This is a genomic window from Acidovorax sp. GW821-FHT11A03 (genome assembly GCF_058809075.1).
This window is the reverse complement of record NZ_JBXASG010000010.1, coordinates 99058-124797: the sequence shown is the minus strand read 5'-3', so window position 1 is coordinate 124797 and position 25740 is coordinate 99058. Positions and strand designations below refer to the sequence as shown.

32 protein-coding genes are annotated in these 25740 nt (G+C 64.8%); 9 read left to right on the top strand and 23 right to left on the bottom strand.

Translation table 11 applies throughout. From position 1 onward, the window contains the following. Window positions 1–109: 109 nt before the first annotated feature. Window positions 110–1345: a spherulation-specific family 4 protein gene (locus AC1RVY_RS23275; protein ID WP_492808413.1), complete on the bottom strand. Its 1236-nt coding sequence runs from the start codon at window positions 1343–1345 to the stop codon at window positions 110–112. A gap of 142 nt (window positions 1346–1487) precedes the next feature. On the opposite strand from AC1RVY_RS23275, the gene AC1RVY_RS23270 reads away from it, so the two are divergent. Both AC1RVY_RS23270 and AC1RVY_RS23265 read left to right on the top strand, forming a co-directional pair. Beyond that, entirely contained in the window at window positions 1488–2225 is a 738-nt protein-coding gene (locus AC1RVY_RS23270) for a hypothetical protein (protein WP_492808411.1), read from the top strand. Continuing rightward, a complete protein-coding gene (locus AC1RVY_RS23265) occupies window positions 2222–2818 on the top strand; it encodes a FlgO family outer membrane protein (protein ID WP_304505111.1) in 597 nt (198 codons plus the stop codon). Before AC1RVY_RS23270 ends, AC1RVY_RS23265 begins: the two co-directional genes overlap by 4 nt. A gap of 261 nt (window positions 2819–3079) precedes the next feature. On the opposite strand, the gene flhC is transcribed toward AC1RVY_RS23265, so the two are convergent. The 5 genes from flhC to AC1RVY_RS23240 all read right to left on the bottom strand — a co-directional run bounded on the left by flhC (window position 3080) and on the right by AC1RVY_RS23240 (window position 7524). Continuing rightward, window positions 3080–3637 carry a flagellar transcriptional regulator FlhC gene (gene flhC / locus AC1RVY_RS23260; protein WP_218293757.1) on the bottom strand — a complete coding sequence of 186 codons (558 nt, stop codon included), beginning with the start codon at window positions 3635–3637 and terminating at the stop codon, window positions 3080–3082. A 57-nt stretch (window positions 3638–3694) separates the two neighbouring features. After that, window positions 3695–4021 (bottom strand): flagellar transcriptional regulator FlhD, encoded by a 327-nt coding sequence (flhD, locus tag AC1RVY_RS23255; protein ID WP_008902803.1) that lies wholly within the window; start codon window positions 4019–4021, stop codon window positions 3695–3697. Between the two features lie 319 nt (window positions 4022–4340). Beyond that, window positions 4341–5240: a sulfurtransferase gene (locus tag AC1RVY_RS23250; RefSeq protein WP_492245777.1), complete on the bottom strand. Its 900-nt coding sequence runs from the start codon at window positions 5238–5240 to the stop codon at window positions 4341–4343. Between the two features lie 77 nt (window positions 5241–5317). Next, window positions 5318–6229: a DMT family transporter gene (locus AC1RVY_RS23245; protein WP_492808409.1), complete on the bottom strand. Its 912-nt coding sequence runs from the start codon at window positions 6227–6229 to the stop codon at window positions 5318–5320. Window positions 6230–6369: 140 nt separating this feature from the next. Beyond that, window positions 6370–7524, bottom strand: a complete 1155-nt coding sequence (locus AC1RVY_RS23240; protein WP_218293762.1) for an aromatic ring-hydroxylating oxygenase subunit alpha — start codon at window positions 7522–7524, stop codon at window positions 6370–6372. A 309-nt stretch (window positions 7525–7833) separates the two neighbouring features. Between AC1RVY_RS23240 and xseB the strand changes: the two genes are divergently transcribed. From xseB to AC1RVY_RS23215, 5 genes are all read left to right on the top strand, one after another. Further along, window positions 7834–8076: an exodeoxyribonuclease VII small subunit gene (gene xseB / locus AC1RVY_RS23235; protein WP_218293763.1), complete on the top strand. Its 243-nt coding sequence runs from the start codon at window positions 7834–7836 to the stop codon at window positions 8074–8076. Then, window positions 8073–9011, top strand: coding sequence for a polyprenyl synthetase family protein (locus tag AC1RVY_RS23230; RefSeq protein ID WP_218294430.1), 939 nt, complete (start codon window positions 8073–8075; stop codon window positions 9009–9011). Before xseB ends, AC1RVY_RS23230 begins: the two co-directional genes overlap by 4 nt. 98 nt (window positions 9012–9109) lie before the next feature. Further along, window positions 9110–10990: a 1-deoxy-D-xylulose-5-phosphate synthase gene (gene dxs / locus AC1RVY_RS23225; protein WP_218341673.1), complete on the top strand. Its 1881-nt coding sequence runs from the start codon at window positions 9110–9112 to the stop codon at window positions 10988–10990. A gap of 285 nt (window positions 10991–11275) precedes the next feature. After that, entirely contained in the window at window positions 11276–12358 is a 1083-nt protein-coding gene (locus AC1RVY_RS23220; RefSeq protein ID WP_218293766.1) for a TRAP transporter substrate-binding protein, read from the top strand. A 224-nt stretch (window positions 12359–12582) separates the two neighbouring features. After that, complete coding sequence (locus AC1RVY_RS23215) at window positions 12583–13665, top strand: TRAP transporter substrate-binding protein (protein ID WP_218293768.1); 1083 nt, start codon at window positions 12583–12585, stop codon at window positions 13663–13665. A gap of 405 nt (window positions 13666–14070) precedes the next feature. Here the strand turns inward: AC1RVY_RS23215 and AC1RVY_RS23210 are convergent, their stop codons facing one another. The 16 genes from AC1RVY_RS23210 to AC1RVY_RS23135 all read right to left on the bottom strand — a co-directional run bounded on the left by AC1RVY_RS23210 (window position 14071) and on the right by AC1RVY_RS23135 (window position 24616). Then, a complete protein-coding gene (locus AC1RVY_RS23210; protein ID WP_492808405.1) occupies window positions 14071–14559 on the bottom strand; it encodes a hypothetical protein in 489 nt (162 codons plus the stop codon). 210 nt (window positions 14560–14769) lie between these two features. Beyond that, window positions 14770–14958, bottom strand: a complete 189-nt coding sequence (locus AC1RVY_RS23205; RefSeq protein ID WP_492808403.1) for a hypothetical protein — start codon at window positions 14956–14958, stop codon at window positions 14770–14772. Window positions 14959–14961: 3 nt separating this feature from the next. Continuing rightward, window positions 14962–15507, bottom strand: a complete 546-nt coding sequence (locus tag AC1RVY_RS23200) for a phage virion morphogenesis protein (protein WP_492808401.1) — start codon at window positions 15505–15507, stop codon at window positions 14962–14964. 106 nt (window positions 15508–15613) lie between these two features. After that, on the bottom strand, window positions 15614–16816 hold the full coding sequence (locus AC1RVY_RS23195) for a phage minor head protein (RefSeq protein ID WP_492808399.1): 1203 nt from the start codon (window positions 16814–16816) through the stop codon (window positions 15614–15616). Continuing rightward, window positions 16809–18386, bottom strand: a complete 1578-nt coding sequence (locus tag AC1RVY_RS23190; RefSeq protein WP_492808397.1) for a DUF935 domain-containing protein — start codon at window positions 18384–18386, stop codon at window positions 16809–16811. The genes AC1RVY_RS23195 and AC1RVY_RS23190 overlap by 8 nt, the downstream gene beginning before the upstream one ends. After that, entirely contained in the window at window positions 18379–19806 is a 1428-nt protein-coding gene (locus tag AC1RVY_RS23185; RefSeq protein ID WP_492808395.1) for a phage terminase large subunit family protein, read from the bottom strand. The genes AC1RVY_RS23190 and AC1RVY_RS23185 overlap by 8 nt, the downstream gene beginning before the upstream one ends. Beyond that, the gene (locus tag AC1RVY_RS23180) at window positions 19806–20348 is read right to left on the bottom strand and encodes a phage protein Gp27 family protein (RefSeq protein WP_488833564.1); all 543 of its coding nucleotides are present in this window, start codon (window positions 20346–20348) and stop codon (window positions 19806–19808) included. The genes AC1RVY_RS23185 and AC1RVY_RS23180 overlap by 1 nt, the downstream gene beginning before the upstream one ends. A 3-nt stretch (window positions 20349–20351) precedes the next feature. Continuing rightward, entirely contained in the window at window positions 20352–20675 is a 324-nt protein-coding gene (locus AC1RVY_RS23175; protein WP_492808394.1) for a hypothetical protein, read from the bottom strand. After that, complete coding sequence (locus tag AC1RVY_RS23170) at window positions 20672–21025, bottom strand: hypothetical protein (RefSeq protein ID WP_492808393.1); 354 nt, start codon at window positions 21023–21025, stop codon at window positions 20672–20674. Before AC1RVY_RS23170 ends, AC1RVY_RS23175 begins: the two co-directional genes overlap by 4 nt. Next, window positions 21022–21558, bottom strand: coding sequence for a hypothetical protein (locus AC1RVY_RS23165; RefSeq protein ID WP_492808392.1), 537 nt, complete (start codon window positions 21556–21558; stop codon window positions 21022–21024). The genes AC1RVY_RS23170 and AC1RVY_RS23165 overlap by 4 nt, the downstream gene beginning before the upstream one ends. Then, window positions 21555–22130: a transglycosylase SLT domain-containing protein gene (locus AC1RVY_RS23160; RefSeq protein WP_492808390.1), complete on the bottom strand. Its 576-nt coding sequence runs from the start codon at window positions 22128–22130 to the stop codon at window positions 21555–21557. The genes AC1RVY_RS23165 and AC1RVY_RS23160 overlap by 4 nt, the downstream gene beginning before the upstream one ends. A gap of 47 nt (window positions 22131–22177) precedes the next feature. After that, window positions 22178–22546, bottom strand: a complete 369-nt coding sequence (locus tag AC1RVY_RS23155; RefSeq protein ID WP_492808388.1) for a putative holin — start codon at window positions 22544–22546, stop codon at window positions 22178–22180. 99 nt (window positions 22547–22645) lie between these two features. Beyond that, window positions 22646–23161 carry a hypothetical protein gene (locus AC1RVY_RS23150; RefSeq protein WP_492808387.1) on the bottom strand — a complete coding sequence of 172 codons (516 nt, stop codon included), beginning with the start codon at window positions 23159–23161 and terminating at the stop codon, window positions 22646–22648. A gap of 11 nt (window positions 23162–23172) precedes the next feature. Further along, the gene (locus AC1RVY_RS23145; RefSeq protein ID WP_492808385.1) at window positions 23173–23715 is read right to left on the bottom strand and encodes a hypothetical protein; all 543 of its coding nucleotides are present in this window, start codon (window positions 23713–23715) and stop codon (window positions 23173–23175) included. Continuing rightward, the gene (locus AC1RVY_RS23140; RefSeq protein ID WP_492808384.1) at window positions 23712–24041 is read right to left on the bottom strand and encodes a hypothetical protein; all 330 of its coding nucleotides are present in this window, start codon (window positions 24039–24041) and stop codon (window positions 23712–23714) included. The genes AC1RVY_RS23145 and AC1RVY_RS23140 overlap by 4 nt, the downstream gene beginning before the upstream one ends. 32 nt (window positions 24042–24073) lie before the next feature. Further along, window positions 24074–24616, bottom strand: coding sequence for a helix-turn-helix domain-containing protein (locus tag AC1RVY_RS23135; protein WP_492808619.1), 543 nt, complete (start codon window positions 24614–24616; stop codon window positions 24074–24076). On the opposite strand from AC1RVY_RS23135, the gene AC1RVY_RS23130 reads away from it, so the two are divergent. Beyond that, window positions 24615–24854 (top strand): helix-turn-helix domain-containing protein, encoded by a 240-nt coding sequence (locus tag AC1RVY_RS23130; protein ID WP_492808382.1) that lies wholly within the window; start codon window positions 24615–24617, stop codon window positions 24852–24854. The two genes, AC1RVY_RS23135 and AC1RVY_RS23130, sit on opposite strands and share 2 nt — an antisense overlap. Window positions 24855–24917: 63 nt before the next feature. Here AC1RVY_RS23130 and AC1RVY_RS23125 read toward each other — a convergent pair whose 3' ends face one another. After that, window positions 24918–25151, bottom strand: coding sequence for a hypothetical protein (locus AC1RVY_RS23125; protein WP_492808380.1), 234 nt, complete (start codon window positions 25149–25151; stop codon window positions 24918–24920). Between the two features lie 114 nt (window positions 25152–25265). Here AC1RVY_RS23125 and AC1RVY_RS23120 point away from each other — a divergent pair, with 114 nt between their 5' ends. Next, on the top strand, window positions 25266–25739 hold the full coding sequence (locus tag AC1RVY_RS23120; protein WP_492808379.1) for a hypothetical protein: 474 nt from the start codon (window positions 25266–25268) through the stop codon (window positions 25737–25739). Window position 25740 lies beyond the last annotated feature (1 nt).

Below are 25740 nucleotides of genomic sequence, written 5' to 3'. Positions count from 1 at the left end.
CAGCGTGTCGGCGGCGGGATGCTGCGGTTCGCACGCTCTGGCGGGTGGTTTGCCCGGCGACCCGCCAGCGGTGCCTGTGTGGCAGGGTTCGGCGCCCTGCCCGGTGGCATCAGCACAGCGGCAGCGGGCGCTTCTTGTTGAGTGCATCCACCGTGCCCAGCAGCTGCTGCCAGTAGGTGGGCAGTGACGACCACGAGGCGCCGATGGCCAGGTTGGTGGCATAGACCATGCCGGTGTTCAGGCGGGGCCGGTGGGCGTGCTTCACGGCGGCCTGCATGTCGGTGCAGGTGCTGGCGGTGTGAACCAGCATGGCCTGGGCGGTGTTGTCCTTGGCGTAGACCCAGGTGCTGGCGGGCTGGGGGTCTGTGGCCTGGTAGGCGGCGGCATTGCCTGCGTAGGTGACCAACGTGTCGGCCACACCCGCATAGGCCGCTACGGGGTAGGTGCCTGGGTTGCCGATCACGGTGGGCGCGTTGGGCGGCGTGGCGCCTTTGCTCATGCCCGAGGCCCGGGCCTTGGCGTAGTTGTAGACGTCCTGAAAGTACGCCAGCCGTGCGCTGTCGGTGGCCATGCCGTCCAGGAAGAAGCCGTCGAGCTGGTCGGGGTAGAGGCGGATGTAGTTGTCGATGGTGGCCTTCACGTCGGCCACCGAGCGCGACCCGCCGCTGCCCGAGGTGGCCACGTAGGCGACGACTTTGTTGGTAGTGCCCGCCACGGCCTTGAAGTCTTTGATGGCCGTAAGCAGGTCGTCGTCAACCTCGGAGTCCGCAGTCAGCACGCCGTCGCTGGCGCTGGCCACGGCGGTGATCTGCACGTCCGGATAGCTGGCTGCGCCGCTGGTGAGGGTGGCCCAGGGCGACGAGGTGCCGCTGGCGCTGAAATACGCGGGCACCAGCACCTGCAGGTTTTTGTGGGTGGGGCGCACGTAGTACGTGAGGCTGTCGCCCGCCGTGTTGGCGCTGCTGGTGGCCGTGGCGCTGACCTGGAAGGTGGCGCTGGGCGGCAGGCTGCTCACGGTGAGCGTGGTGCTGGCCACGCTGGCCACGGTGGTGGGCGCCACGGGGGAGAAGGTGGCGGCTGCGGAGGGGCTGACAGTAAAGGTGACCACCGTGCCGTTGGGGGCTGCGCCGCCGTTGACGGTAACGTCGGCCGCCAGCGGCTCGGATGCGCCGGGTTCGAGCACGTTCTCGGTGGGCTGCACGAAATGCAGCGTGACGGGCGCGCTCGCGGGCGGCGGCGGGGCGGCCGTGTTGTTGTCCTTGTCCGTGGCGCCGCCGCAGCCCGCCAGAGCCGCAGTGAGGGCCATCAAGGACGTGAGGCGGTGGGTGCGGGTTGTGGTGAGCATGGTCGTGACGGAGTGTTGGTATGAATGGGCTGATTGTGAAGGTTCGTGCGGGCGGCTCCAAGGGCTGAAACGGCCGCTTTGACCGGGAAAAACGGCCTTGTTGCGCCGATTGCAGCAGGCGGGCGCCAGTACCATGGCCCACATGCCATCCTTCCTTCACCGCATTCCGGCCGCCGCAGCAGCCTTGCTGTGCGCAGCGCTGCTGGTCGGCTGCGGCACGCTGGACGTGCCGCGTGCCGACAACTACCCCGCCACCGGCCAGAAGAAAGCCCGTGCCGTGCACCACTGGGATGTGCTGGCGGGCGATGTGGCCGGGCGCGTGGCCGAAAAGATCGCGTCCTGGCCCGAGGGCGAATACCCGTTGTACGTCACGGTGGCGGACAACTCCAGTTTCAACCAAAGCTTTCTCAAGCTGCTCAAGGTGCACCTGCTGAACCGGGGCGTGGCGGTGTCCACGGTGCCCACGGCGGTGGAGCTGGAGGTGCAGACGCAGCTGGTGCAGCACGGGTCTGGCTCGCCGCGCGGCCTGCCCGTGCCCATGGCCGGCACCATCATCGGCACTGGCGTGGGCGTGTGGCGCGACTGGACGGGGCACTATTCCGACCGCACCCTGTTGCCGGGTGTGGCCACGGCCCTGGGCGTGGGGGCGGGGGTGGCGCTGGACATGGCCCAGCTCTACACCCAGGGCGCCGCCGCAGGCGGACCCACGCGCACCGAGGTGCTGATCACATCCACGCTCAAATCGCGCGACAGGTACCTGGCCGGCACGGCCGATCTGTACTACATCGAGGGGGCCGACGCGGTGCTGTATCAGCCCGAGCGGCCGCCCGCGCCTGCACCGATGACGCCCGTCAAGACCTGGCGGGTGGTGGCGCCATGAAGGGGCTGTGGACGTCGCAACAAGCTCCCCGGGGCGCACGCGCCGCCAGCTGGTGGGCGGCCGCCGCTTTTGCGCTGGCGGGCCTGCAAGGCTGCGAGACCACCAACCCCATGCACAGCTACTACTACGGCGACCGGGCGGGCGGAGTATCGCGCAGCAACCTCATCGAGCTGAATGAACGCGCCACCGATGCGCTGCTGCAGACCGCACCGCTGGACGCCAACCAGCCCGTGCTGGTGGCCACGCTGGTCAGTGTGGACCGGCTCACCGAATCGTCGCGGCTGGGCCGCATCTTCTCCGAGCAGATCGCGGGCCGCATGGTGCACCGGGGCCTGAAGGTGACCGAGGTGAAACTGCGCGAGAACCTGCTGCTGCAGCGCGACCAGGGCGAGCTGCTGCTGTCGCGCGAGGTGCGCGAGGTGAGCCAGGCCCAGGACGCGCAGGCGGTGGTGGTGGGCACGTACGCGGTGTCCACGTCGGTGGTGTACATCAGCCTCAAGCTGGTGAACCCCGTGGGCAACACCGTGGTGGCGGCGCACAACTATGCGGTGCCCATGGATGAAAACGTGCGGGCGCTGCTGGCCGGGAGGTAGCAGGGCGCTCGCAGGCCTCAACCGGATTTGATATTAATTTGATAGCTGCTTGCGCTTGTTTTATAAGCGCAAAGTGCCAATTTGACTTGGATTCTCGAACGCTCGACCCGACCGGGCGAGCCTTACGAACTGGCGCTGCCTTCTCCCTTGCCAGGGATGGCAGGCAACGGCCGCCCCGCAGCGAGGGCATCGTCCCCTTTCCCGAATCGCGTAGCGATTCGAGAGAAGGGGGAAGCGGCAAAGCCGCTCAGGGGGATGTACTTAATGCAGCATCAGTGCACCGGCCGTCTTGCTCTTGCCAGCGCGGGCGGGTGGGTTGCACAGGCCACAGGTGAAATGACGGTTCTCGTACAGCTCGGTCACGAACTGGCCGCTGCACTGGGCGCACTTGGTGCGGGTGAGCATGCCGGCATCCACGAATTTCACCAGACGCCAGGCGCGGGTGAACGACAGCAGGGGTTCGATCTCGGCCGTGGCCACCTGTTCGTTGTACAGGCGGTAGGCCTTGGTCAGCAGCTCCACCGAATCCAGGTCCACGCCCTTGGACAGGTATTCGTAGATGTTCAAAAACAGCGAGCTGTGGATGTTCTCCTGCCAGGTCAGGAACCAGTCGGTGGAGAAGGGCAGCTGGCCCTTCGATGGCGACTTGCCCGCGATTTCCTTGTACAGGCGGATCAGGCGCTCGTACGACAGCGTGGTTTCCGACTCCAGCACCTGCATGCGGGCGCCCATCTGGATCAGCATGGCGGCGCGTTCGATCTGCTTGGATTCGTTCAGAACGCTCTTGGCTGGGGCTTTGGCGGCGGTGGTGGAGGACATGGCGGGCTTTCGGCGAGAGAGATGGAGGGCGTTCGGTGCAAAGGTCTGGCGGTGGGCTCAGAGCACTTCGGACACGCGGCTGGCCATCAGGATGTTGGCGTGCAGCGTGTTGGTGGCCTCGTTGCCCACCTTCTTGGCCGAGTGGTTGGTGAGCAGGCTCCACACCAGGTTGTCGTCCACGCGGAAGCTGCAAAGAAGCGTGTTTCTGGAGGCCAGTTTCATCACTTGCGCCGCCGACAGCGATGCGAGAATATCGGCAGACTCCTCGTTCATGCCCAAGCGGAACACGGCCTCTGCCTTGTCCTGGCGAATCAGGGTCTGGGCCAGCATCAGGTAAGTGAGGTTGGCTTCGCGGATTTCAGCGAGGAGTTGTTCGTTGGTCATGGCGGCTTCCTTTGTTCCAGTTCCGGGTCTTGCGTGGTGGCCTGCTGTTTGCAGGTTTTCGCGATCCGTTGAAATGGATTGTGAAACCGCCCCAATCAAAAATTAAGTCGGGGTTTGGCTGTGCCGCGTGTCTGGTTCTGCGGTGGGCTGTGTAGGAATTTGCCCTACACGCACATCAGGTGCAGGCTGGCATTTCAGGCGGTGGTCGTTGCTGTGGCAGTGGGCCCAGGCTGCCCACTTCTGTTCATGGTTTTGATAGCACCCTCAAAACCATCTTTTTTGCACTTTTACAACCTGCGCTGCCGTGCTGGACGCTGGATCAGCCTTTTTCGACCGGGCGCGTGGGGTCTGAACACCACTCGCTCCAGCTGCCAGCAAACAATGCTGTCGGGCCGAGGCCGGCTATCTCCATGCCCAGCAGATTGGGCACGGCGCTCACGCCGCTGCCGCACTGGTGCACCACGGTGGCGGGGTCACGGCCGCCTAGCAGCGCTTCAAATTCAGAGCGCAGCACGTCAGCAGGCTTGAAGCGGCCATCGGCGGCGATGTTCTCGGTGAACGGGCGATTGAGCGCGCCGGGAATGTGGCCCGCCACCGGGTCCAGCGGCTCCACCTCGCCACGGTAGCGGGCACCCGCCCGCGCATCGACCACGGTCTGGCCGGGCTGCCGCAGCCGGGTCAGCACGTCGGCGGCCGTGGCCAGCCGGCGCAGGGGTTCGCCCAGCTGGAAGTTGGACTGAAAGCGCGCGGGTTCCTCGCCGCTGGCCACCGGGCCGCCCGCGGCCTGCCAGGCCTGCAGGCCGCCATCGAGGACGGCCGCGGCATCGTGGCCCGCCCACTTGAGCATCCACCACAGCCGGCCGCAGTAGTTGGCACCCTGGCGGTCGTACACGACGGCCTGCATGTTGTTGGCGAAGCCCACGCTGGACAGCCACATGGCAAACCGTTCGCGGCTGGGCAGCGGGTGGCGGCCGCCGGACGCGGGCAGGTCGGCTTCCTGCGCGGTGAGCGTGCCGCCGGCGCCGGGCGCGCCGTGTCTGGCGCTCAGGTCGTTGTTGAGGTCGGCGTACACGGCGCCGGGAAGGTGGGCCTGCGCGTACTGTTGGGCGCCCGCGCTGGGATGCATCAGGTCGAAGCTGCAGTCGAACACCATCAACGGCGCGCCGCTGGCGGCCAGGGCTTGCAGTTCGGGGGCGGAGATGAGGGTCGTGTAGGTCATGGGGTGCGGTCCGGTGCGAAGGGAAAGACGGGCTCCATTGTGTCCAGTTGGAAAGCCGATGGCATGCCCACTTCGTATCAATGTTCTTCGGCCGGCGCACCGGGCGCGGCGCGGGCCCGCAGGATGGTGGCCACGATGCCGCTGCCCACGATGAGGGCCATGCCGATCCAGCCGATGGGCGGGATCTTGTCGCCAAACAGCAGCACGCTGTAGACGGCGGCGAACACGATCCCCGAATACTGCAGATTGGCCACCACCAGCGTGCCGCGCTGGGTCTTGGCGCTGGCGTAGGCCTTGGTCATGCACAGCTGGCCGCCCGCGGCCAGCACGCCGATGGGCAGCAGCCACAGCGCCTGCCAGCCCGGCCAGGCCGAGGTGCCGGTGAACAGCATGGCCACGCCGCCCGCCACCGCCGAGCCGACGGCGAAGTAGAAGACGGTGCGCGACTCGGGCTCGCCCAGGCGCGACAGCGCCACCACCTGCATATAGGCAAACGCAGCCGTCAGGCCCGACATCAGCCCGATCAGTCCGGCAAAGGCCTGGTTCTGGTCCAGGCTGGGGCGCAGCATCAGCACCACGCCCACAAAACCGACCAGCACGGTGAGCACCAGCGGGCCTTGCAGGGCCGGGCGCGGGGTGGCTGGCGAGGGGCGCCAGGCCAGCAGCGTGCCCCCGATCAGGAAGGCGGCGATCCACACGCTGCTCATGTAGTTGAGCGTCATGGCCGTGGCCAGGGGCAGGTGGGCGATGGCGAAGAACCAGGCTCCGAGCGAGGTCACGCCCACCAGGCTCCGCCAGGCGTGCATGCCGGGGTATTGCGTCGCCAGCGTCACCTTTTGCGAGCGCGCCAGCATCCACAGGATGAACATGCCGATCAGGCCCCGGTAGCACACCAGCTCGGCCGAGTTGAAAAAGTCCGACGCGATCTTGACGCACACGCCCATGCTGGCAAACAGGAACGCGGCCAACACCATCCAGAGGGCTTGCATCGGGTTGTGGTCTCTCGAGGCGCGCCGTGGGGCGCAGAAATGAAAATAGCTGCCAGCGCTTATTTTTTAAGCACTGGCAGCTATTGTAATGAGAGCAGACCATGGTGGGCCTGCGGATTGGCGGGGTTTTGCCGCCGTATTCAGCGTTTTGGCGTGGCCGGGTCGATGGTGTCCGAGCCCATCGCCTCACGGTACCACTCGTGGAAGTGCTGCATGCCGTCTTCCATGGGGCTTTGGTAAGGGCCCACTTCGTTGTCGCCACGGGCCAGCAGGGCCTTGCGGCCGGCGTCCATGCGTTCGCCGATCTCGTCGTCCTCGATGCAGGTCTCCATGTAGGCGGCCTTCTGCGCCTCGACGAATTCGCGCTCGAAGGCGGCGATCTCCTCGGGGTAGTAGAACTCCACCATGTTCAGCGTCTTGGTGGGGCTGACGGGGTGCAGCGTGGACACGGTGAGCACATGCGGGTACCACTCCACCATGATGTGGGGGTACAGCGTGAGCCAGATGGCTCCGTGCTTGGGCGGCTTGCCCTCCCGGAAGGCGAGCAGGGCCTCATGCCAGCGCTCGTACACGGGGCTGCCGGCCTTGCCCAGGCGGTTGGCCACGCCCACGGTCTGCACCGAGTAGTTCTTGCCGAACTCCCAGCGCAGGTCCTCGCAGGTCACGAAGCTGCCCAGGCCCGGGTGGAAGGGCCCCACGTGGTAGTCCTCCAGATAGACCTCGATGAAGGTCTTCCAGTTGTAGTTGCACTCGTGCAGCTCCACGTGGTCGAGCACGTAGCCCTCGAAGTCCAGGTCGGCGCGCGGGCCCATCTGGGCGAGGTCGGCGGCCACGTCGTAGCCGTTGTCCTCGAACAGCAGGCCGTTCCACTCGCGCAGCTTGTAGTTGTTCAGGTTCAAGCAGGGGTCGTTCGCGAAGTGCGGGGCGCCCAGCAGCTCGCCCTGGGGGCTGTAGGTCCAGCGGTGCAGGGGGCACACGATGTTGCCGCCCGCGCTGCCCTTTTGCTGGGTGTGCAGCGAGCCCTTGCCCTTGAGCATGACGGCCTGGCGGTGGCGGCAAACGTTGGAGACGAGCTCGACCCCGCCCTGGGCGTTGCGCACCAGGGCGCGGCCCTCGCCCTCCTGGGGCAGTGCGTAGTAGTCGCCGACGTTCGGCACGGACAGTTGATGCCCCACATAGCGGGGCCCGCGCTGGAAGATGGACTCCAGCTCGCGCTGGAACAGCGCATCGTCAAAGTAGCTTGAAACTGGTAGTTGGCTTGCGGCCTGCTGCAGTTGAAGACTTAAATCAGACATGGGTGACCTGACCTAAAGACTCCCCACAGGGAGGTGCGCCTGGGCGCATCTGGAAAAAAGAAACCGGCTCAGGAGATGAGCCGGCTCGACGGGAATGGGATTATAGGCGGTGGGGTTATTCCCGCATCCCACTTACGTGTATTGAAACCCCTGTTCCGGCCATCCGCTCACGGCGCGCCGCGGCCCCGTGGCGGGCCGGACACAGGCTTCTGGCGCCGGGGGCGGAGCGCGCCGGGGGGCGTCCCGCGCCGCGCCGCGGTGGTGCGCCTAAAATGACCGGTTTTTCACCCGCGCACCGTCGCCCCCTCCATGCCCAAGGCCCCCGCAACTCCCGCGCCCCCCGCCGAACCCGCTAGCTACGAAGCGGCGCTGGAAGAGCTGGAGCAACTCGTGGCCCGCATTGAATCGGGCCAGCTGCCGCTGGACCAGATGCTGGCCGGCTACCAGCGCGGTGCGGCGCTGCTGGCGTTCTGCCGCCAGCGGCTCGATGCCGTGCAGGACCAGATCAAGGTGCTGGACGAAGGACAGCTGCAACCATGGAACCAGGAATGAGCGCGGTGCCGATGGCGTGTGCGAGCCGACCCCTTGACATGAATCTCTGGAGCCAGAACCACCTGGCACGCGTGGAGCAGGCCCTCTCGCAGTGGGTGGGCCACGGCGCGCCCGCCGGGCTGGGCGATGCCATGCGCTACGCCGTGCTCGACGGCGGCAAGCGCCTGCGGCCCCTGCTGGTGCTGGCCGCCTATGAGGCGGTGTGCAGCGGTGCCTCCGCCTCCGCGGTGTTCGACGACGCGGCGCTGCGCGCGGCCTGCGCGGTGGAGCTGATCCACGCCTACTCGCTGGTGCACGATGACATGCCCTGCATGGACAACGACGTGCTGCGCCGGGGCAAGCCCACGGTGCACGTGCAGTTTGGCGAGGCCCAGGCGCTGCTGGCGGGCGACGCCCTGCAGGCCTTTGCGTTCGAATTGCTGACGCCGGACAACACCCTCATCCCTGCTGCCACCCAGGCCGCGCTGTGCCGGCTGCTGGCCTGCGCTGCGGGGTCGGCCGGCATGGCGGGTGGGCAGGCGATCGACCTGGCCAGCGTGGGGGTTGCGCTCACGCAGGACCAGCTGCGGCAGATGCACCGCCTCAAGACGGGCGCGCTGCTGCAGGGCAGCGTGCTCATGGGCGCGGTGTGCGGCCATGCGGTGGGCGCGGCGTACCAGGCGCTGTCCGACTATGGCGCCGCCATGGGCCTTGCTTTCCAGGTGGTCGACGACATCCTGGACGTGGTGGCCGATTCGGCCACGCTGGGCAAGACGGCGGGCAAGGACGCGGCGGCCGACAAGCCCACCTATGTCTCGCTGCTTGGGCTGGAGCCCGCGCGGGCCCATGCCGACGAACTCCTGGGCGAGGCGCATGCGGCGCTGGCCCGCAGCGGCCTGCCCGATACCCGCGCACTGGCGGCCCTGGCGGACATGGTGGTGCGTCGCTCGCACTGAGCAGGGCCCGGGCCGTGCCGCGTCGCGATGAAGAAACATACCAAACTGGCCACTGGCGCTTATCGGTAAAGCGCTGGAAGCTATAAAAAGAATAGTAAATGTCCACGACGTCCTTTCCCCTGCTGCAGAACATCAATGACCCGGCAGACCTGCGCAAGCTCTCGCGCGCAGACCTCAAGGCGCTGGCCACCGAACTGCGCGAGTTCGTGCTGCAGAGCGTCTCCCAGACCGGCGGCCACCTCAGCTCCAACCTGGGCACGGTGGAGCTGACCGTGGCGCTGCACCACGTCTTCAACACCCCCGAAGACCGCCTCGTGTGGGACGTGGGCCACCAGACTTACCCCCACAAGATCCTGACCGGCCGGCGCGACCGCATGCATACGCTGCGCCAGCTGGGCGGCATCTCGGGGTTTCCGCAGCGGGCGGAAAGCGTGTATGACACCTTCGGAACGGCGCACTCGAGCACCAGCATCTCGGCGGCACTGGGCATGGCGCTGGCCGCCAAGCGCAAGGGAGAAGACCGGCATGCGGTGGCCATCATCGGCGACGGCGCGATGAGCGCCGGCATGGCCTTCGAGGCGCTCAACAACGGCGGCGTGGCCGACGCCAACCTGCTTGTCGTGCTCAACGACAACGACATGAGCATCAGCCCGCCCGTCGGTGCGCTCAACCGCTACCTGGCCCAGCTCATGAGCGGCCAGTTCTACGCCGCCGCCAAGAACGTGGGCAAGACCGTGCTGCGCCCCGTGCCGCCCTTGCTGGAGCTGGCCAAGCGCTTCGAGCAGCAGGCCAAGGGCATGGTGGTGCCCGCCACGCTGTTCGAGAAGTTCGGCTTCAACTACATCGGTCCCATCGACGGCCACGACCTCGATTCGCTGATCCCCACGCTCGAGAACATCAAGAGCCTCAAGGGCCCGCAGTTCCTGCACGTGGTCACCAAGAAGGGCCAGGGCTACAAGCTGGCCGAGGCCGACCCCGTGGCCTACCACGGCCCCGGCAAGTTCGATCCGGCCGTGGGCCTGGTCAAGAGCAGCGCCGCGCCGAAGCCCACCTTCACCCAGGTGTTCGGCCAGTGGCTGTGCGACATGGCCGCGCACGACGGGCGCTTGGTGGGCATCACGCCCGCCATGCGCGAAGGCTCGGGCATGGTCGAGTTTGAAAAGCGCTTTCCGGACCGCTACTACGACGTGGGCATCGCCGAGCAGCACGCCGTGACGTTCGCCGCCGGCATGGCCTGCGAGGGCGTCAAGCCCGTGGTGGCGATCTACTCCACCTTCCTGCAGCGCGGCTACGACCAGCTGATCCACGACGTGGCGCTGCAGAACCTGCCCGTGGTGTTCGCGCTCGACCGTGCCGGGCTGGTGGGCGCGGACGGCGCCACGCATGCCGGGGCGTATGACATCCCGTTTGTGCGCTGCATCCCGAACATGAGCATGGCCTGCCCGGCCGACGAGCGCGAATGCCGCCAGTTGCTGAGCAGCGCCTTCGAGCAGGACCACCCCGTGGCCGTGCGCTACCCGCGCGGCAGCGGCGCGGGCGTGGCGCCGCTGGCGGGCCTGGACAGCCTGCCCTTTGGCAAGGGCGAGATCCGCCGCGAGCGCCAGGGCACCCGTGCCGGTGCACCGCGCATCGCCATCCTGTCGTTTGGCACGCTGCTGTACCCCGCGCTCGAAGCGGCCGAGGCGCTGGACGCCACGGTGGTCAACATGCGCTGGGCCAAGCCCGTCGACGAGGCGCTGCTGCGTGAAGTGGCCGAGCGCCACGATGCGCTGGTCACGCTGGAAGAAGGCGCGATCATGGGCGGCGCGGGCAGCGCCGTGACCGAAGCGCTCAACGCCATGGGCATCGTGCGCCCGGTGCTGCAGCTGGGCCTGCCGGACGTGTTCATCGAGCACGGCGATCCGGCCAGGCTCCTGGCATTGCAGGGGCTCGACGCGGCGGGAATCCGCAACGCGATAGAGAAGCGGTTCCCGGGCTAGGGCGAACGGCCGCGTTGCGCGGACTGGCTTCGCCGGCGGCCGCATGCCGTGGGTGGGTGCGCAGGCCGCGACCTCTGCTTTTTTCCGGGACAGGGTGGGGCGGCTGACGGCGGGGCCGCCAGCCGGTGCCGCGCATGGCCTTGCGTGCCCGGGAAAACCTAGAGGGCCAGCCGCGGACCCTCCTCCTACAATTGCGACAAAAGGCAACAGTGCCCGTCCCTCGCCAGCGCCGCAATGGCGCCATGCGCCCGCGCCTGCCAACCCCCCCTCTTGGAGACAAGTTCTATGGATCGCCGCTCTCTCGTCAGACACGCAGGTATCGCAGGGGTCCTGGCCACCGGCGTGGCGCCCGCGGTGTTTGCACAGGCATCCATCCGGTGGCGCCTGGCCTCCAGTTTCCCCAAGTCGCTGGACACCATCTATGGCGGCGCGGAGGTGTTCGCCAAGGCCGTGAAAGTGATGACGAACGGCCGCTTCGAGATCTCCGTGCACGCGGGGGGCGAACTCGTGCCGGCATTTGGCGTGGTGGACGCCGTGCAGGGCGGCGCGGTCGAGATGTGCCATACCGTGCCGTATTACTTCTACGGCAAGAGCCCCGCCTTCGCGCTGGGCTCGGCCATCCCCTTCGGCTTCAATGCGCGCCAGATGAGTGCCTGGATGCTCCATGGCAATGGGCGCAAGCTTATGGACGAGTTCTACGCCGGCTTCAGCATGGTCAGTTTCGCGGGGGGAAACACCGGCACGCAGATGGGCGGGTGGTACTTGCGCGAGATCAAGAGCCCGAGCGACTTCAAGGGCATGAAGATGCGCCTGGGCGGCGGTCTGGTGGGTGAAGTGATGTCCCGGCTGGGCGCCATTCCGCAGAGCATTCCGGGGGGCGAGATCTACCAGGCCCTGCAAAAGGGCACCATCGACGCCGCCGAATGGGTGGGGCCGTATGACGACCAGAAGCTGGGGTTCAACAAGGTGGCGCCCTTTTACTATTACCCCGGCTGGTGGGAGGGCGGGCCCGAGGTGGATTTCTTCATCCACAAGAAGGCGTTCGACGGCCTCTCGGCCGACAACAAGCTCATTGTGGAGGCAGCCGCCGCCATTGCGCACGCGGACATGCTGGCCAAGTACGACGCGCTGAACCCCACCGCGCTCAAGCAGCTGGTGGCCGCCAAGACCAAGGTGCTGCCGTTCTCGCAAAGTGTCATGGATGCGGCCTTCAAGGCGTCCATGGAGGTCTTTGCGCACAACGATTCCAAAAGCCCCGAGTGGAAGAAGATCTACGGGGACATGCGCAACTTCCAGCGCGACCAGATCCTCTGGTTCCGCTTTGCCGAAGCGCGCTACGACACCTTCATGTCGGCGCAGAAGATCTGACGCCGCTTCCAGGCGATGCGGCCCGTTGCGGCCTTGCGTGCGCGGGGCGCAGCCGATGCTTGCAGAACCCTGAAGCCCTGATCGGGCGTCTGGGATTTCACGGGAAAACCCGCAAATCCGGCACTGGGCATGTTCCTACAATCGACTCCGGTAAAAAGGTTCTTGGCCCGTGGGTTACCGCCCGTTGCGCCAAGTTGTGCAATCGAGTTTTCGGAGATAACCACATGGATCGTCGTTCAATCATCAAGCATGCGGGCATCGCGGGCGTGCTGGCCGCGGGTGTTGCGCCTGCCGTTCACGCACAGGCTGCCGTGCGCTGGCGCCTTGCGTCGAGCTTCCCCAAGCCCCTTGACACCATCTACGGCGGTGCCGAGGTGTTTGCCAATGCGGTGAAGGCCATGTCGGGCGGCAAGTTCGAGATTTCGGTGCACGCTGGCGGCGAACTGATGCCCGCCATGGGCGTGGCTGACGGCGTGCAGCAAGGCTCCGTGGAAATGTGCCACACCGTGCCGTACTACTTCTACGGCAAGAACCCCGCGTTCGCGCTGGGCTCCGCGATCCCGTTCGGCATGAATTCGCGCCAGATGAACGCGTGGATGATGCACGGCAACGGCCGCAAGCTGATGGACGAGTTCTACGCAGGCTACGGCATGCTGAGCTTCGCGGGCGGCAACACGGGCACGCAGATGGGCGGCTGGTACCGCAAGGAAATCAAGTCGGTCGCTGACCTTAAGGGCCTGAAGATGCGCCTGGGCGGCGGCCTCGTCGGCGAAGTGATGCAGAAGATGGGTGTTGTTCCCCAAAGCCTGCCAGGCGGCGAAATCTACCAGGCGCTGGAAAAAGGCACCATCGATGCGGCGGAATGGGTCGGCCCCTATGACGACCAGAAGCTGGGCTTCAACAAGGTGGCGCCTCACTACTACTACCCTGGCTGGTGGGAAGGCGGTCCTGAAGTGGACTTCTTCATCAACCAGAAGGCCTTCGATGCCCTGTCGGCCGAGAACAAGGCCATCATCCAGTCCGCTTCGTCGCACGCCGCTGTGGACATGCTGGCCAAGTACGACGCCCGCAACCCCGTGGCCCTCAAGCAACTGATCGGCGCGAAGATCAAGCTGCTGCCCTTCACCAAGGACGTGCTGGACGCTTCGTTCAAGGCTTCCCAGGAGGTGTACGCCGAGAACGATGCCAAGAGCCCCGAGTGGAAGAAGATCTATGCGGACTTCCGCAACTTCCAGCGCGACCAGGTGGCATGGTTCCGCGTGGCCGAAGGCCGTTTCGACAGCTACATGCAGACCCTCAAGCTCTGACGCCCCACCGCGCTCAGTGCAAAAAGAAAACCGCGCCCTGGCGCGGTTTTTTCATGGGCTTCGTTTTTCTATTCGCTGTTCGGTCCGCTCGCCAGAGGATGGGCCCACGCAGCGGGAGCCGGGGCCGCCGCCGGGCTCCTCATCCCCGGGCACGCAGCTCCACCCACGGCCAAACCCTGGCTCACCTTGCCCTGCGTGTGGCATGCAGCGCCCCCCGGTGGCCGTGCGGAGGGTGTCCAAGAGACCTGGGGGCAAGGCGCGGGAGGTTGCACGCGGGCGCCGGGAGCGTCCGCCAGGAGTGATCGCCGCTGCGCGTTGGCGAGTCGGGCCCGCCGTTGTGTGGAGCGCATGAAAAAGGCGGGCACCCCTCTCGGAGTGCCCGCCTCTCCACGAAGCCGTGGCGGCTCAGAATTGCCGGAAGGCGCTGAGCTCTTTTCCCATGCGCTCGAACTCGCCGATCAGGGCGGGCGTGGCGCCATAGAACACCGTGAACTTGCCGGCGAGCGTGCGCACGTACAGGCGGGGAGCGATGAGCCAGCTGAACCCGCGCACGCGGATCAGCCGCACATAGGCCAGGTCGTCGTAGGGCATGGCCTTGTCCCACACCCAGCGCTGGTGCAGGCCTTTCGTGTCCATGCGCGTGGTGCTCACCATGATGCTCCACCAGGTCCAGGTCATCAGCGCCAGGCCCGCGATGAACCATCCGGTGCCCGTGCCCACCGAGTTGCCCAGCGCTCCCCGTGTCCACAGCTGGGCGAACCACAGGGCGCAACCGCCCACGATCACCGTGGCCATGAGCCGGAACGAGCGCGAGAACGCGGGGCCCACGACCGTGCCGCCCTCGGGTGTAAATCGAAAGGGCTCGGGCAGGGGCAGAGGGGTGAGGTTCAGCATGGCAATGGGAGCGCGGGGATGGGCCTGTTGTGCATTACTTGAACGGGAGTGAGATAAAGAAAGAGTGGGCGGCGAGATAAATGGGAAGAAACGGGAAGAGCAGGGGCAATGTGGGCTGGTGAATCTGCAAATCTCTTTCCCAACACGAAAACACGCAGCACAAGAAAAATCGGCGCCGTTTTGGCGCCTTTTCGTCTTGGGGGTCGGGCATCAAGCCATCGCGGCCATGATACCCGCCGCCACCGGCCCAGCCAGGGCAACCAACAGGGCCAAGACGAACCAGACGCCCTGCACCGCGACGTTGCGCCACTCCCGGCGCCGCCAGGCGCCGCGCAGCAACCGCCCCCGCTCCCAGAGCAGGAACAGGACGGCCGCGCAGAGCTGAAAGAAGCCATTCATGCTTCAGCCCTCCATCAAATAGGAATTCACCAGGTCAACGATGTTGGCCTTGTCATCGTCTGATGCGCCCAAGAACGGCCGCGCCGGAATATCCCCCCAGGGCAGCGGAAAACTGCCCTCTCGGGTTACATAGAACCCAAACCCGAACTCCCCGGACTTCGCCCCGTAGTGGAAGGTGCCCGCGTAGATCATTGGGCTACCGATGGCCACGGCGTCATCGCCCTGCAGCTGGTAGTTGATCGTGGTGGCCAGTGCCCGCGTCTCGCCCGTGCCCGGCTTCTTGGCCGCCAGCTTGGCCGCGCTGCGCTTGGTCAGCTCGCCGTCCTTCTTGCGGGCAAACATGGAGCTGTAGCGTGCCAGCGTTACCTCACTGTTCGGCGCCCAGGCGCTGCCATCCGGCGCGGTGGCCGTTTCAAAGCGCCGTTTGCTGGACTCGGTCATGTCCTCGCCGATCTCCAGCAGGACGGGCTTCATGTTCTTTGCGCGGTCCAGGAACTCATGCGTGTAGTCCAGAGCGCTGCGGTCTATCAACTCGATCAATTGCGCCACGTTGACCTCCTGGCTAAAATCAAAGGGCCTTGCACAGCATCAACCCCCCGGTGTTTAAACCGGGACTCGTCAGCAGACGTTTTAGGTTGAGGGGTGCAAGGCTTTTTCATTTGGCGGTCTTGATCACCAAGCTGGTCAGAGAAAGTGAGCGATTGCGCTTGCCCGACAAAACCTCCCACACCGCACGAAACGTCTCCCCTCCGATGACCTTGGTCGCTACCAGCGTGGGGTTGCCTTGCCGCGATTTTTCGCCCGCGCGCAACGAATCCGGGTCATTCAGCACTGACTCCAGCAGAGCAAAGTCTTCAGGCTGCGCGGGCCGCTGGCCACCACCGTCAAAGCCGTGCGAGGCCTGCACGTGGCGGGGGGCATCGGCTGGCAGCAGCACGGTGTAGCCCTTTGTGTCCACGTCGAGGGTCTCGGCGATCCAATCAGGGCGCTCTACAAAGCCAAGCCAGAGCGGATCACGCCGCTGGCGGTCGGCCAGCACGTCGCGCACAAAGTCCGGCACCTTGTCATCGGCATTGATGTAGCGATTGACGTCGGCCGACAGCGCCTTGCTGATCGCCGGGGGGTAGTCGATCAACTTCTCCTGGACGAAAGTGCGCAGATCGTCATCAGCTCGGGCGCCTGGCGCATAGTCCCAGCCCTCGTCGATGCCCACTGGCGCGCCCGTGGCCGGGTCAGCCTCTGCCCAGCCCTCCGGTGGTGCCGTTGCATCCCCATCGCTGGGCGAGGCCACAGCAACAACGCGGCATTTGCAGCCCCAGCCATTGGGCGGAAAGTGGGTGTTCCAAAACGGGTCGTCGTGGCGCAGCGTCAGCCGCATGTCGCCCCAGCGCTTGTGGTGCGGCCGGGGGTGCGTCACGCTGTCGTTGTGCACATAGCGCCAGAACGGCCTGCGCTTGACCAGGTCAGGGTCCAGCAGCTGGGCCCGGCGCCCGGCCGCGTAAGAAGTCATCAGGTTGGTTTGATAGATCACCCGCGTGCGCCAGGCCTCACCCGCCTTTGTGCCTTCGCCGGTCCAGCCCGTCCAACCGTGCTTTGCAACGATCTCCGCAAAGCTCTTGCGAAACTCCCCAATAGAGCCTCCCTGAACGGCCTTGTCCACCGCTTTGCGCAAGTCGTGCAACAGATCAGCCTTGGTCGCGCCCGCGACCACGAATGCGCGGTCATGGGCAGCGCGCTGGATGTCGCGCCAGGTTTCGCTCGGGAGGTTGAGCTTGCGGCGCAGAAACTCGATCTGCTCCAGGAACTCCTGCCGAGCGCCCTCGACCGTTGAGCGGGCGGTATCCCCAACGTCAGCCACCGCTGCTCTCCAGCGCAGCGCGCTCGCGGCCCTGCAGGTGGGCCAGCTCAAAGGCAAGCGCCATCACCTCAACAAGCTCTGCCGTGGGCAGGCTTCCGTACGCATCGGCTACGGCATCTTGCAACGCCTGCGGTTCAGAGTGAGCCGAGACGATTGCACGCAAATCACGCACCCAAGCGGTCAACACAGCTGCGGTAGTTGGCCCCAGCGCAGCGGCTGCAGCGGCAACCGGTGCCGACTGCCCGGGCTCCGCGAAGCTCGCGGCCTCGGCTTCGCGCTCCTCGGGATCGCCATCCGGCTTGGCTGGCCCTGGTGGCGCCGTCTCTGTAGCCGTGGTTTGAGGTGGCATTGGCGGCGGGGGGGGCGCTTTCTTCTTGCTCCAGCCTTCACCATACTTGGCGCGGATGGTGTTTTCGTCCAGTTCAAAGCCCATGTCGTAGATGAGCTTGTCGCCCTCGGCCTGCGTCTTGGTGTCCTCTTCCTCCTTGATGTTGCGGTACACATGGCAGGGTTCCAACCCGTTGAACTCACAGATCCAGGCCACCAGCGTTTCGTTGATGGTTTCCGAGAGCAAGTCACTGTCCGCCTGTGTCAGGTCTTGGCGCACATCCTTGCGCTCCTTGCTGGCGGCGGCAAGTGCACCGCCGCCAGAGCGCGCGGGCTCTTGGCCGGTCAGTACCTCGCTGATCCAATCGTCCATGTACTCACACAACTGCTGTTGCGTGGTCACATTGCCCGAGAGCTTGCTCTCCAGCAGCGCAATCTCCATGCCCTCCGGCGTCATCAGGTAGCCGTCGTTTGACATGGCGCGCAGCGCATCGGCCAGCGTGCCTTTTTCCTTGGGGCTAGCGTTGCGCGGATATTTGCCATGGGGGGTGGGCGAGCCAAAGCGGTCACACAGCTTGTTCCAGGCCACGATCCCCTTGCGCTTGAAGAACACCGGCCAAAAGAGCTGCAGGCCCAGGCCCGTGCCATAGGGGTTGTCGTCCTCCGGGTTCACCCGGTGCACGATGAACTTGCGTTCCGGTACCGGCACACCCTTCAGCATGTTTTCACGGGTCAGCAAATGCAATCTGGCGGGGCTGTTCTCATCGTCCTGCACATACACAAAGCGGCGCTGTGCCCGTTTGATAACGCGCGCCGGTACCACTAGGCCATCGCGCACCGTCCAAACGATCTCGGACACCGCAAAGCCCGCCAGCAGGGCCTCCAAAAGCTCCCCGCACATCCGGTCAAACGCAATGCCCTTCAGGATCTCCGTCAAGGTCTCCGCATCCTTGGTGCCTTTCGCGCTTTCTTTCACGCGCGGCTCCACCTGCCAGGGCTTGCCCACCAACGCAAGCTGACGCTTTTGCAGGCCCGAGAACACCTTGCCATCCCGACGCAGGTCGCGATAAAGCTCCACGCCTCCATTGCCGCGCTCCAGCAGCAGCGGGTCGTTGGTGCGCAGCACCCCCATGTAGTGCTGCTCGAAGGGGTCGCGCAACCGGTTGGCAAATTCAGCGTCCAGCTCGGGCTTTGCCGGTGCTGCAGGCGTGGTGGAGCGGTCAGCCCGCACAGGTTTAACCATGGATGAAATCTCCCAGCGGCTGGCTGCTCTCGCGTGGGCCGCCGCTTTCATATTCGATTGGGGCAGACGGGTCGGAACCCGCATGCAATGCCAGCGCCAGCGCCCAGAAGCGGTCGGCGTGGCCATTGACCTTGGTGCTGTCGTCGCCGTCCGCAACGAAGCGAATGTTTCCCGCCGCCGTGGTGGTCTTTTGCACCTTGCGCATGTCGGCGCGGATCTTGGGGTCCTCGGGGATGCGCACCTGGCGGTCCTCCATGGCGCCTTTCAACGGATAGGCCAGCGCTTCCTTCACCTGCCCGGTGAAATTCACGGCCTCCACCCGCTGCTCGCCAAACTGGTCTTGCGCGTCATCCGCCCAGCCAATGCCCAGCCCGGTGGAGTCGATACAGATGCGGTCGCAGATCTCGAACCACGGCCACAAGATGGCTTCCTGCGCGCTCTTGCGCATCTTCTCCATCGTTTCCACGTGGCGTGTATAGAAGACATCGCCCAGCTGCTCCACCACCCACAGCACGGTCAAATCCTTCTTGCGGCCAATGTCCACCCCCGCGAACAAACGCCCCTGAAAAGGCCCTTCCAGCCCGCGCTGCCAGTCCGTGCCCCCGGAGTACTCGCAGGCCGTGATCAGGTTGTATTCCAGAAACTTGGCATCGTCATCGGCCGGGATGCACATGTACTCCTGGTCGAAAGACTCCTCATCGGCCGCGCCCGACCTTACAAAGTCGAAGTACTCGGCCTCGTCCATGGCCTGCTGCTCCGCATCGGCGGGCAAAGCCTGCTGCAACTTGAACAGAAATCCCTGGTCCAGAGCATCCTGCAGCGTGACACGGTGCAGGCTGATCTTCTTAGGGTTGCCGCCGTGGCGCGCCTCACGCACGAGCTGGTTGAAGAAGCTGTGAGAGCCGCGATGCGTGCTCACCAGCTCCATGTTGCCGCCCCAGGTGATACCGGGGTAGGCAATGGCCCACATCTTGCGCTGGTCGCGGTGCAGAGCAAACTCATCCAGAACACGGCTACCCCGTTTGCCAGCCTGGGCATCTGGGTTGCTGCTCATGCTGTGGATGCGCCTTCCGCTAGCGAACTGCAGCACATAGGCGCTGAGTTTTTTTTCCTGGTCGAGCACCACCTCGCCCAGGTCCTTGGCTGCCAGGCCCATGATGCCGGCCCAGAGCTTGCAGTCCTCAATGAACAAACGCGCTTGGATGTCGTCGCGGCTGCTGACCCACTCGTCGAAGCGGGCGCCCTGTGCGGCGGCGCGTTCGTCGGCTCCGTATGCTGTAGACCAGCTGATACCTATCTGCCGCGACTTCTCCATCAGTTTCAAGCGCGACTCGTCCCTGATCCATTGGGATTGAAAGGGCAGAAAGATCGCGTCGCGGTCCTTTGGAATGCACTTGGCGCGGCCTTTAAGCGGGGCCATCACTCAATCCCTAGAGTTTTGCGGATCTCCGCTTTGGTCGCCGCAGTTACGCCGCCCTTATTGGGCATGGCCGCCAGCTTGGCCCGCTGCTCTTCCAGCAGCTCCCGGCGCGCCTCTTCTTTGGCAGCGGCGCGGGCCTCCATGCTGAAGCGCTTGTGCGTCACGCTGGCCTTGCCGATCTCCGCCGCGTTCTTGAACAGCTTGTTCACGTCCACATCCTTGGCGTCGATCTCCAAGTCCATCAGCAGCGTGAAAATCTTCTCCTGAGTCATCCGCACCACAGCCGAACCGAGCTTGTCCTCGTCATCTGGTGCCGCATCCACCAGGGCGCGGGCCTGCTCGCTGGCCATCTTGAGTTGCGCCATGCGCTGCTCAAAGGGCGAGCCGTAGCGCTGTAGAGCTGACTTGGAAACATCAGCACCGCGCGCCTTCAGATCGGCGGCGAGCTGCACATAGTCTCCAAAGCCGCGCTTCACCAACTCAGCGTCAAGCCACTCCTTCAGCTCAGGCGGCAGCGAATGGACCTTGCTACGTGGGGCCATGGCTCACCCCTGCGTGATGCGCGGCCGGGCAATGCCTGGCTGAGCGTCAATGGTGTATTCCACAAACTCAATCCCTGTGCGGGTCAGATCCACAAACCAACGTTCCAAAGGGTCGCGCGTGATGCGAACCATCTCGCGCTCCTCCAGATAGTCCAGCTCGCGCCGGATTTCCTGATGGGTGGAGTCCGGATAAACCGACTGAACGATGGGCAGCAGTGCCTCGGTATAAATACCGACGGGGCGTGACAGGTCGACGGCCGACAGCATGTGCCAGCGGATTGCCTCGCGGCGGGCTTTGAGCGCGGCGGCGGAATAGTTCAGGGTCATTGCATGCTTCCGTTGCGGTTATCTATGGCGCGCTCTACACGCAGCGCGAAGTTGTCGATGCGTGTGTTGATAGTTCCCAGGGTGTGCACGAAGTCATCCCGACGAACGTAGTCGCGGGGCAACTCAGCCTGGAACCGCAAGAATGAAATTTCGAGCTGCCGAGTCGATGCGGCCTCGCTCTTGAGCTCATCGCTCATCCGCCCGATGGTCGAGGCCAGATCGGCGAACTTTTCATTGATCCGGCGCTCCTGTTGAGTGCCGATGTACTTGAGCAATCCCCAAAGGATGCCGAGAAACGTGCCCGCAATCGTGATGATTGCGACAATGCTGGAGAGGTCTAAATTGCTCATTGGTGCTGGGCGTCTTGCGCCTCTTGGTGGGCAGAAGACGACCCGGCCCTGCAGACGCTGATCGCAAAGTCCTGCAGGCCGATCACTTGGTCTCGGAGTCCGTCAGCCTCTGCCGCCAGCTCTTGATACGCGCCAGCGCTTTCTCCGAATAGCTCTCGGGCTGTACGGGCTTCGCCAGCGCAGGCGGCAAGCCCGGCGTCTCCTGCCGGGTAGGGATCGGGGCGGCTGTTGAGGCGGGCAATCTCGGTGTGCAGGCTGCGCACAGCAGCAAGGGCAGCAGCATCGCGAGCACGGCGCGCGGCCTCGCGTTTGGCGTCTTCATGGGCGGTCCTTTCGGCGTTGCGAAACTTGATGGCGTTGTCGCGGGCAGTAGCCGCGTTGCGGGCGTTCTCTTGTGTGTCCCAGGCATGCTGCACACGGGCCGCGCCCTGGGCGTCGCCTTTGCTCACCAGGTGGGACTGCCAGAAATTCACGCCCGCAATGGCAGCGGCAATGGCTAGCGCGATTGCGATGGAGCGGATGCTGAAACTCATAGCCCAGGCCCCCATTGCGCATAACGCGGTTGGATAACGATCAGGATGCGGTGCGGGTAGCCCAGGTTTTCTTTGCAGTGCACGGCAGCGCGGCGGGCTTTGCCGCAAGCTGCATCCACCTGGGCGCGCGAAGGCTGAGCGAGCCCGGTACTCGCTGCCTCGCGTTGCCAGTGGCCTAGCCCGCCGTTGTAGGAGCGCAGCACGACCCACATGCGATCACGCGGCGAGTAGTGCGCTGGTGCACGGTCGTACAGCCAGCGGTCGTAGGTGACCAAGGCGCGAAGCGCCCAGGACGGGTTGAAGGGCTGCTGTGAGGCAAGCTCAGTGTCCAGACCTGCGATCCACCGCGTGGTGGCTGGCATGAACTGGGCCAATCCCTGCGCCCCCACATGGGAGACGGCGCCGGGCCGCCAGGCGCTCTCTTGGTGCACCTGAGCAGCGAACACCGCCACAGGGGCATTGATGCCCCATGCGTAGCGCGCAGTGCGGATCAGCAGCGAGCGATGCTGCAGAGCCTCACGCGGCACCTGAGCCTGGGCTTGCGCGCAGCTTGCGGCCACGGTGGCCGCCACTGCAACCACCAGCCAGCCCAGCGCAGGGATACGGGACCGCCAACGCATCACAGCCCCGCAGCCACGCCCAGCACAACACAACCCACCACAATGGCGCGGCGCAGCTGCGCGGTGCAATAGGCGGCCAGGTAGTCAGCGTTGGCGATGGGATAGTCCACATCGCCCTCGGGCTCGTCCGTGCCCTTGCGCCAGTCACGCCACAGGAACGAATCCGGCCGCGCGTAGGGGAACAGAGCACGGTCAAGCCAGTAGCCGATTACGGCGGCCAGGGCGATCAGCGCGGCTTTGTAGAGGACTACCGGAAGATTGTCCGGCTTGATCACTGCGATGGCCGCGAGGAGCAGCACCGCGAGCACGAGGAACAGGCTATTGCGCGGGGCGCGAAGCCATACGGGGATGTGGTCTTTGAGCGTCATGCACGGCAGGATGCCGTGCGCGCGCGAGGTGTACTAAATGGCGTGCGCCATTGTTTGATGCAGTGAACTATCAGATGCCCTGTAGCTCAACGGGTGGCATCAGGGCGGCGGAGGGGCCTCGCCACTGTCGTACTCGGGAAGAAATTTCGCTACCGCATCTTCCAAGGCTTCGAACGTCTCGCGCCAGTGCATCATTGCATCAGTGTCACTTTTCCCAAAGTCCATGTTCATCTGGACTAGAGCCGTCGAGTTATAGAAATCCTTCGCTAGTGGCCGAAGTTTCTCGAATCCAAGCAACGCGATTGCATATGCCTGCGCCGCCGCACTGGCCGCCGAATCAGACGCAGGCCCCAGTCCTTTTGAAAAGTGGCTCCGCGCCTGATGATCAAGTATGCGATTTTGGGCCGCGAGAACGGCTTCCCAGAATTCGCGCAGCCTAGCTTCGTTCCGTTCGCGCGATTGCTTTCCCTCATCCCGTCGCCATTTCAGCGCTTCATGCATCTCTGCGCGAGCTGCCTGCTTGGCGGCGGCTCTAGTCACAAGAAACTGCGTGGCCAATGATGCGGCCAGAGTGCTGCCGCCACTGATAAGTGCTACCCAAACCACTTCATTCATGGCGACGGCCTCTACTGCTTGGCCTGCAAATCTCTCAATTCCTTCTCATACCCCTCAAGGCGCGCCCGCATGTCCCGCGCCTTGGTATCACAGGTGGTCGCAGCAGCCTGCATTTCTGCAGAAATCGACTGTTCCCAGGTGGCGCCTGCCAGGTTGTTTCGAGCCAGGTTCTTCTTGCTGGCCAGCTGGCGCTGCTGCGCATCGCAGTCACTGAGGTGGGCGTTCAGAGCGGCTTTCGCGTTGCTGATCAGGTGCGACTCAAGATCGGTCTTGCGACGCCAGCTCTCACCGAATGCGCCTTCCTTCTTTTGAGTCGCCGCAGCAGCAGTTCCAGCGGGCGCCGCCGTTGCAGTGCTCGTGGGCGTTGCGGCAGTGGGCGCGGGCGCAACCGGCGCGTTTCCGCTGGCCGGCTTCACCACTATCTGCTCGCCCTTACCCGCGCAAGGCGCGTCCTGGAAAACAGCCTTGCCATCCGGCCCGGTGCATTTGTTTATGGCCCAAACCGGCGCTGCAGAGAACAGCACAGCGGTCATAAAAATGGCTGGTTTGATCATTGCGTCTTCTCCCTGTTTATGCGACGGTGGATTGTCTCAACATAGCGCCGCGTGCGCAGCACCTCGCTGGGCTTGAGGTCCATCACCATGCGGGTGCCGAAGGACTTTTGCATCCAACTGAACACGGCCTCTTTGTTGGGCACCCGTCGGATCAGCCCGAGCACTTCCCGCTGCTCCGGCGTTGTTAAAGATGCGGGCTTGGACGCCTGCGAATCCGGCGCATGAGTGACGTGGACGATGGTGACGTTGCCGCCCACTTTGCCCACCTGTATTGCGCCATTCCCCTGAATTTTTTGTTTTGGTAGCAGCCTGGCCATCCACGCCAAGAGCTGCCTCGGTAGCTCACCCAAGTTTCACCTCATCTGTTCTTGATACGGGCCTTGCCTGCCACGCCGCCAATCTGGATGGCGTTGTCGCCCACCACGTTCTGGCCACTGCCGTGAGCATGCCCGCCCGAAGGCGCGCTTGCACCAAGCAACGCACCGAGGGCAGCACGCCGCACCTCTTTAGATGCATCCCTGTAGTAGCTGAGCATCGTTTCCTCTTCCGCCGAGAGCATCCGTCCGGGATTGACGCCACCGGTCTGCTGGCCTGTGAGGATGTAGACAACGTCCATCCCAAGCGCAACCAGAGCTGCAAGGTAGTCAGCGTCCGGGCTGCGCTCGCCTGACTCGTAGTTGCGCTGTGACCGCGCGGAGATGCCGACGTGATCAGCCAGCGCCTGCTGGCTCAACCCGAGCGCCTTGCGGCCCTCGACAAGTCGGTCAGAAATAGTAGGCACAAATATTCCTAAAAATCTCTTGCATAGCGGAACAAACGTGCCGCATAATTCAACACAACAACAAACAAACCAATGCAGCAGCGCCAACTGATGCACAACAAATAGGACGCACACCGCCATGCTCAAAACCCGCGCTCAAGTCCGTGATGAGTTCGCCAGCAAGGGCTGGTCGATCTCCGCCTGGGCTCGCCAACACGGCTACAGCTCCAACATGGTCATCGCCATCCTGGCAGACAACGAGGCCAACCCCCGCCTTAAGTGCCTGCGTGGCGACGCTCACAACATTGCTGTGCAGCTGGGCCTCAAAGAAGGCCAAGTTCACCGCGCCGCCGCTACCCGTCAGCTCGCCGCAGCGTGAGGTCCAAAGTGGTGCGTTCTACACCCAATGTAACAAATCGCCGAGACCTTTTTGGCTTCGACATCACAGTGCCTGTGCTTGGCGCTGGCTACGTGCGCCATCCAGGGCACGGGCAAGCTCCTGCAGCGTGCGGTTTGCCACCTCAAGCTCAGGCCCTGGCAGCGCTGAGCGCCACCCCTGCGACAACCGGGGGCCGTCAATGAGGCCCGCAATCTCCAGCGCTGCGGCTATGTGCAACACCGCGCGGCTCATGCCTTCAATGCGGCCCGCAAGTTCGTCGAAATCTGCTGTGCCCATGGTTCCCTCCGTTTGGTTGATGGACGGACTTTCTCACCGTCGCGTTGCTGGCACCAGTACCACGCTGGGCCTTTGTTTGGACGGGCAAGGCGCCACCGCGCACGGAGCTTTCCAATGAGCCGCCGCAATTGGAAACGCTGGCAACCAGCCACCCTGCGCGACGCACTCAAGGGCTGCAAGGACTTTGCGCTGGAGCGCCACAACCTGAGCGTGGAGCGCATCGCTGAGCGCATGGGCCTAGAGGACCACTGGGCGCTCTACAAGTGGATCGCCAATGGCCGCATGCCCCTGGTGCTGGCCCCCGCGTTTGAGCATGCCTGCGGCATCAACCTGGTGGCCCGCTGGATGGCCGCGACCGATGGCAAGTTGCTGGTGGACATACCCAGCGGCCGCAAGGCCCAGCCCGCCGACATGGTGGAGCTGAACACCGGCTTTGCGCAGGCCCTGCAGCTGCTCACCGACTTCTACCAGGCAGACGGCAAGGCCGACCCTGCCGCCACGCTGGACGCCCTGCGCAACCACCTGCAGCAGGTCGCAGCCCATCACCACAACGTGGCGCAGTACGCCACCCCTGAACTGGAGTTTTGAA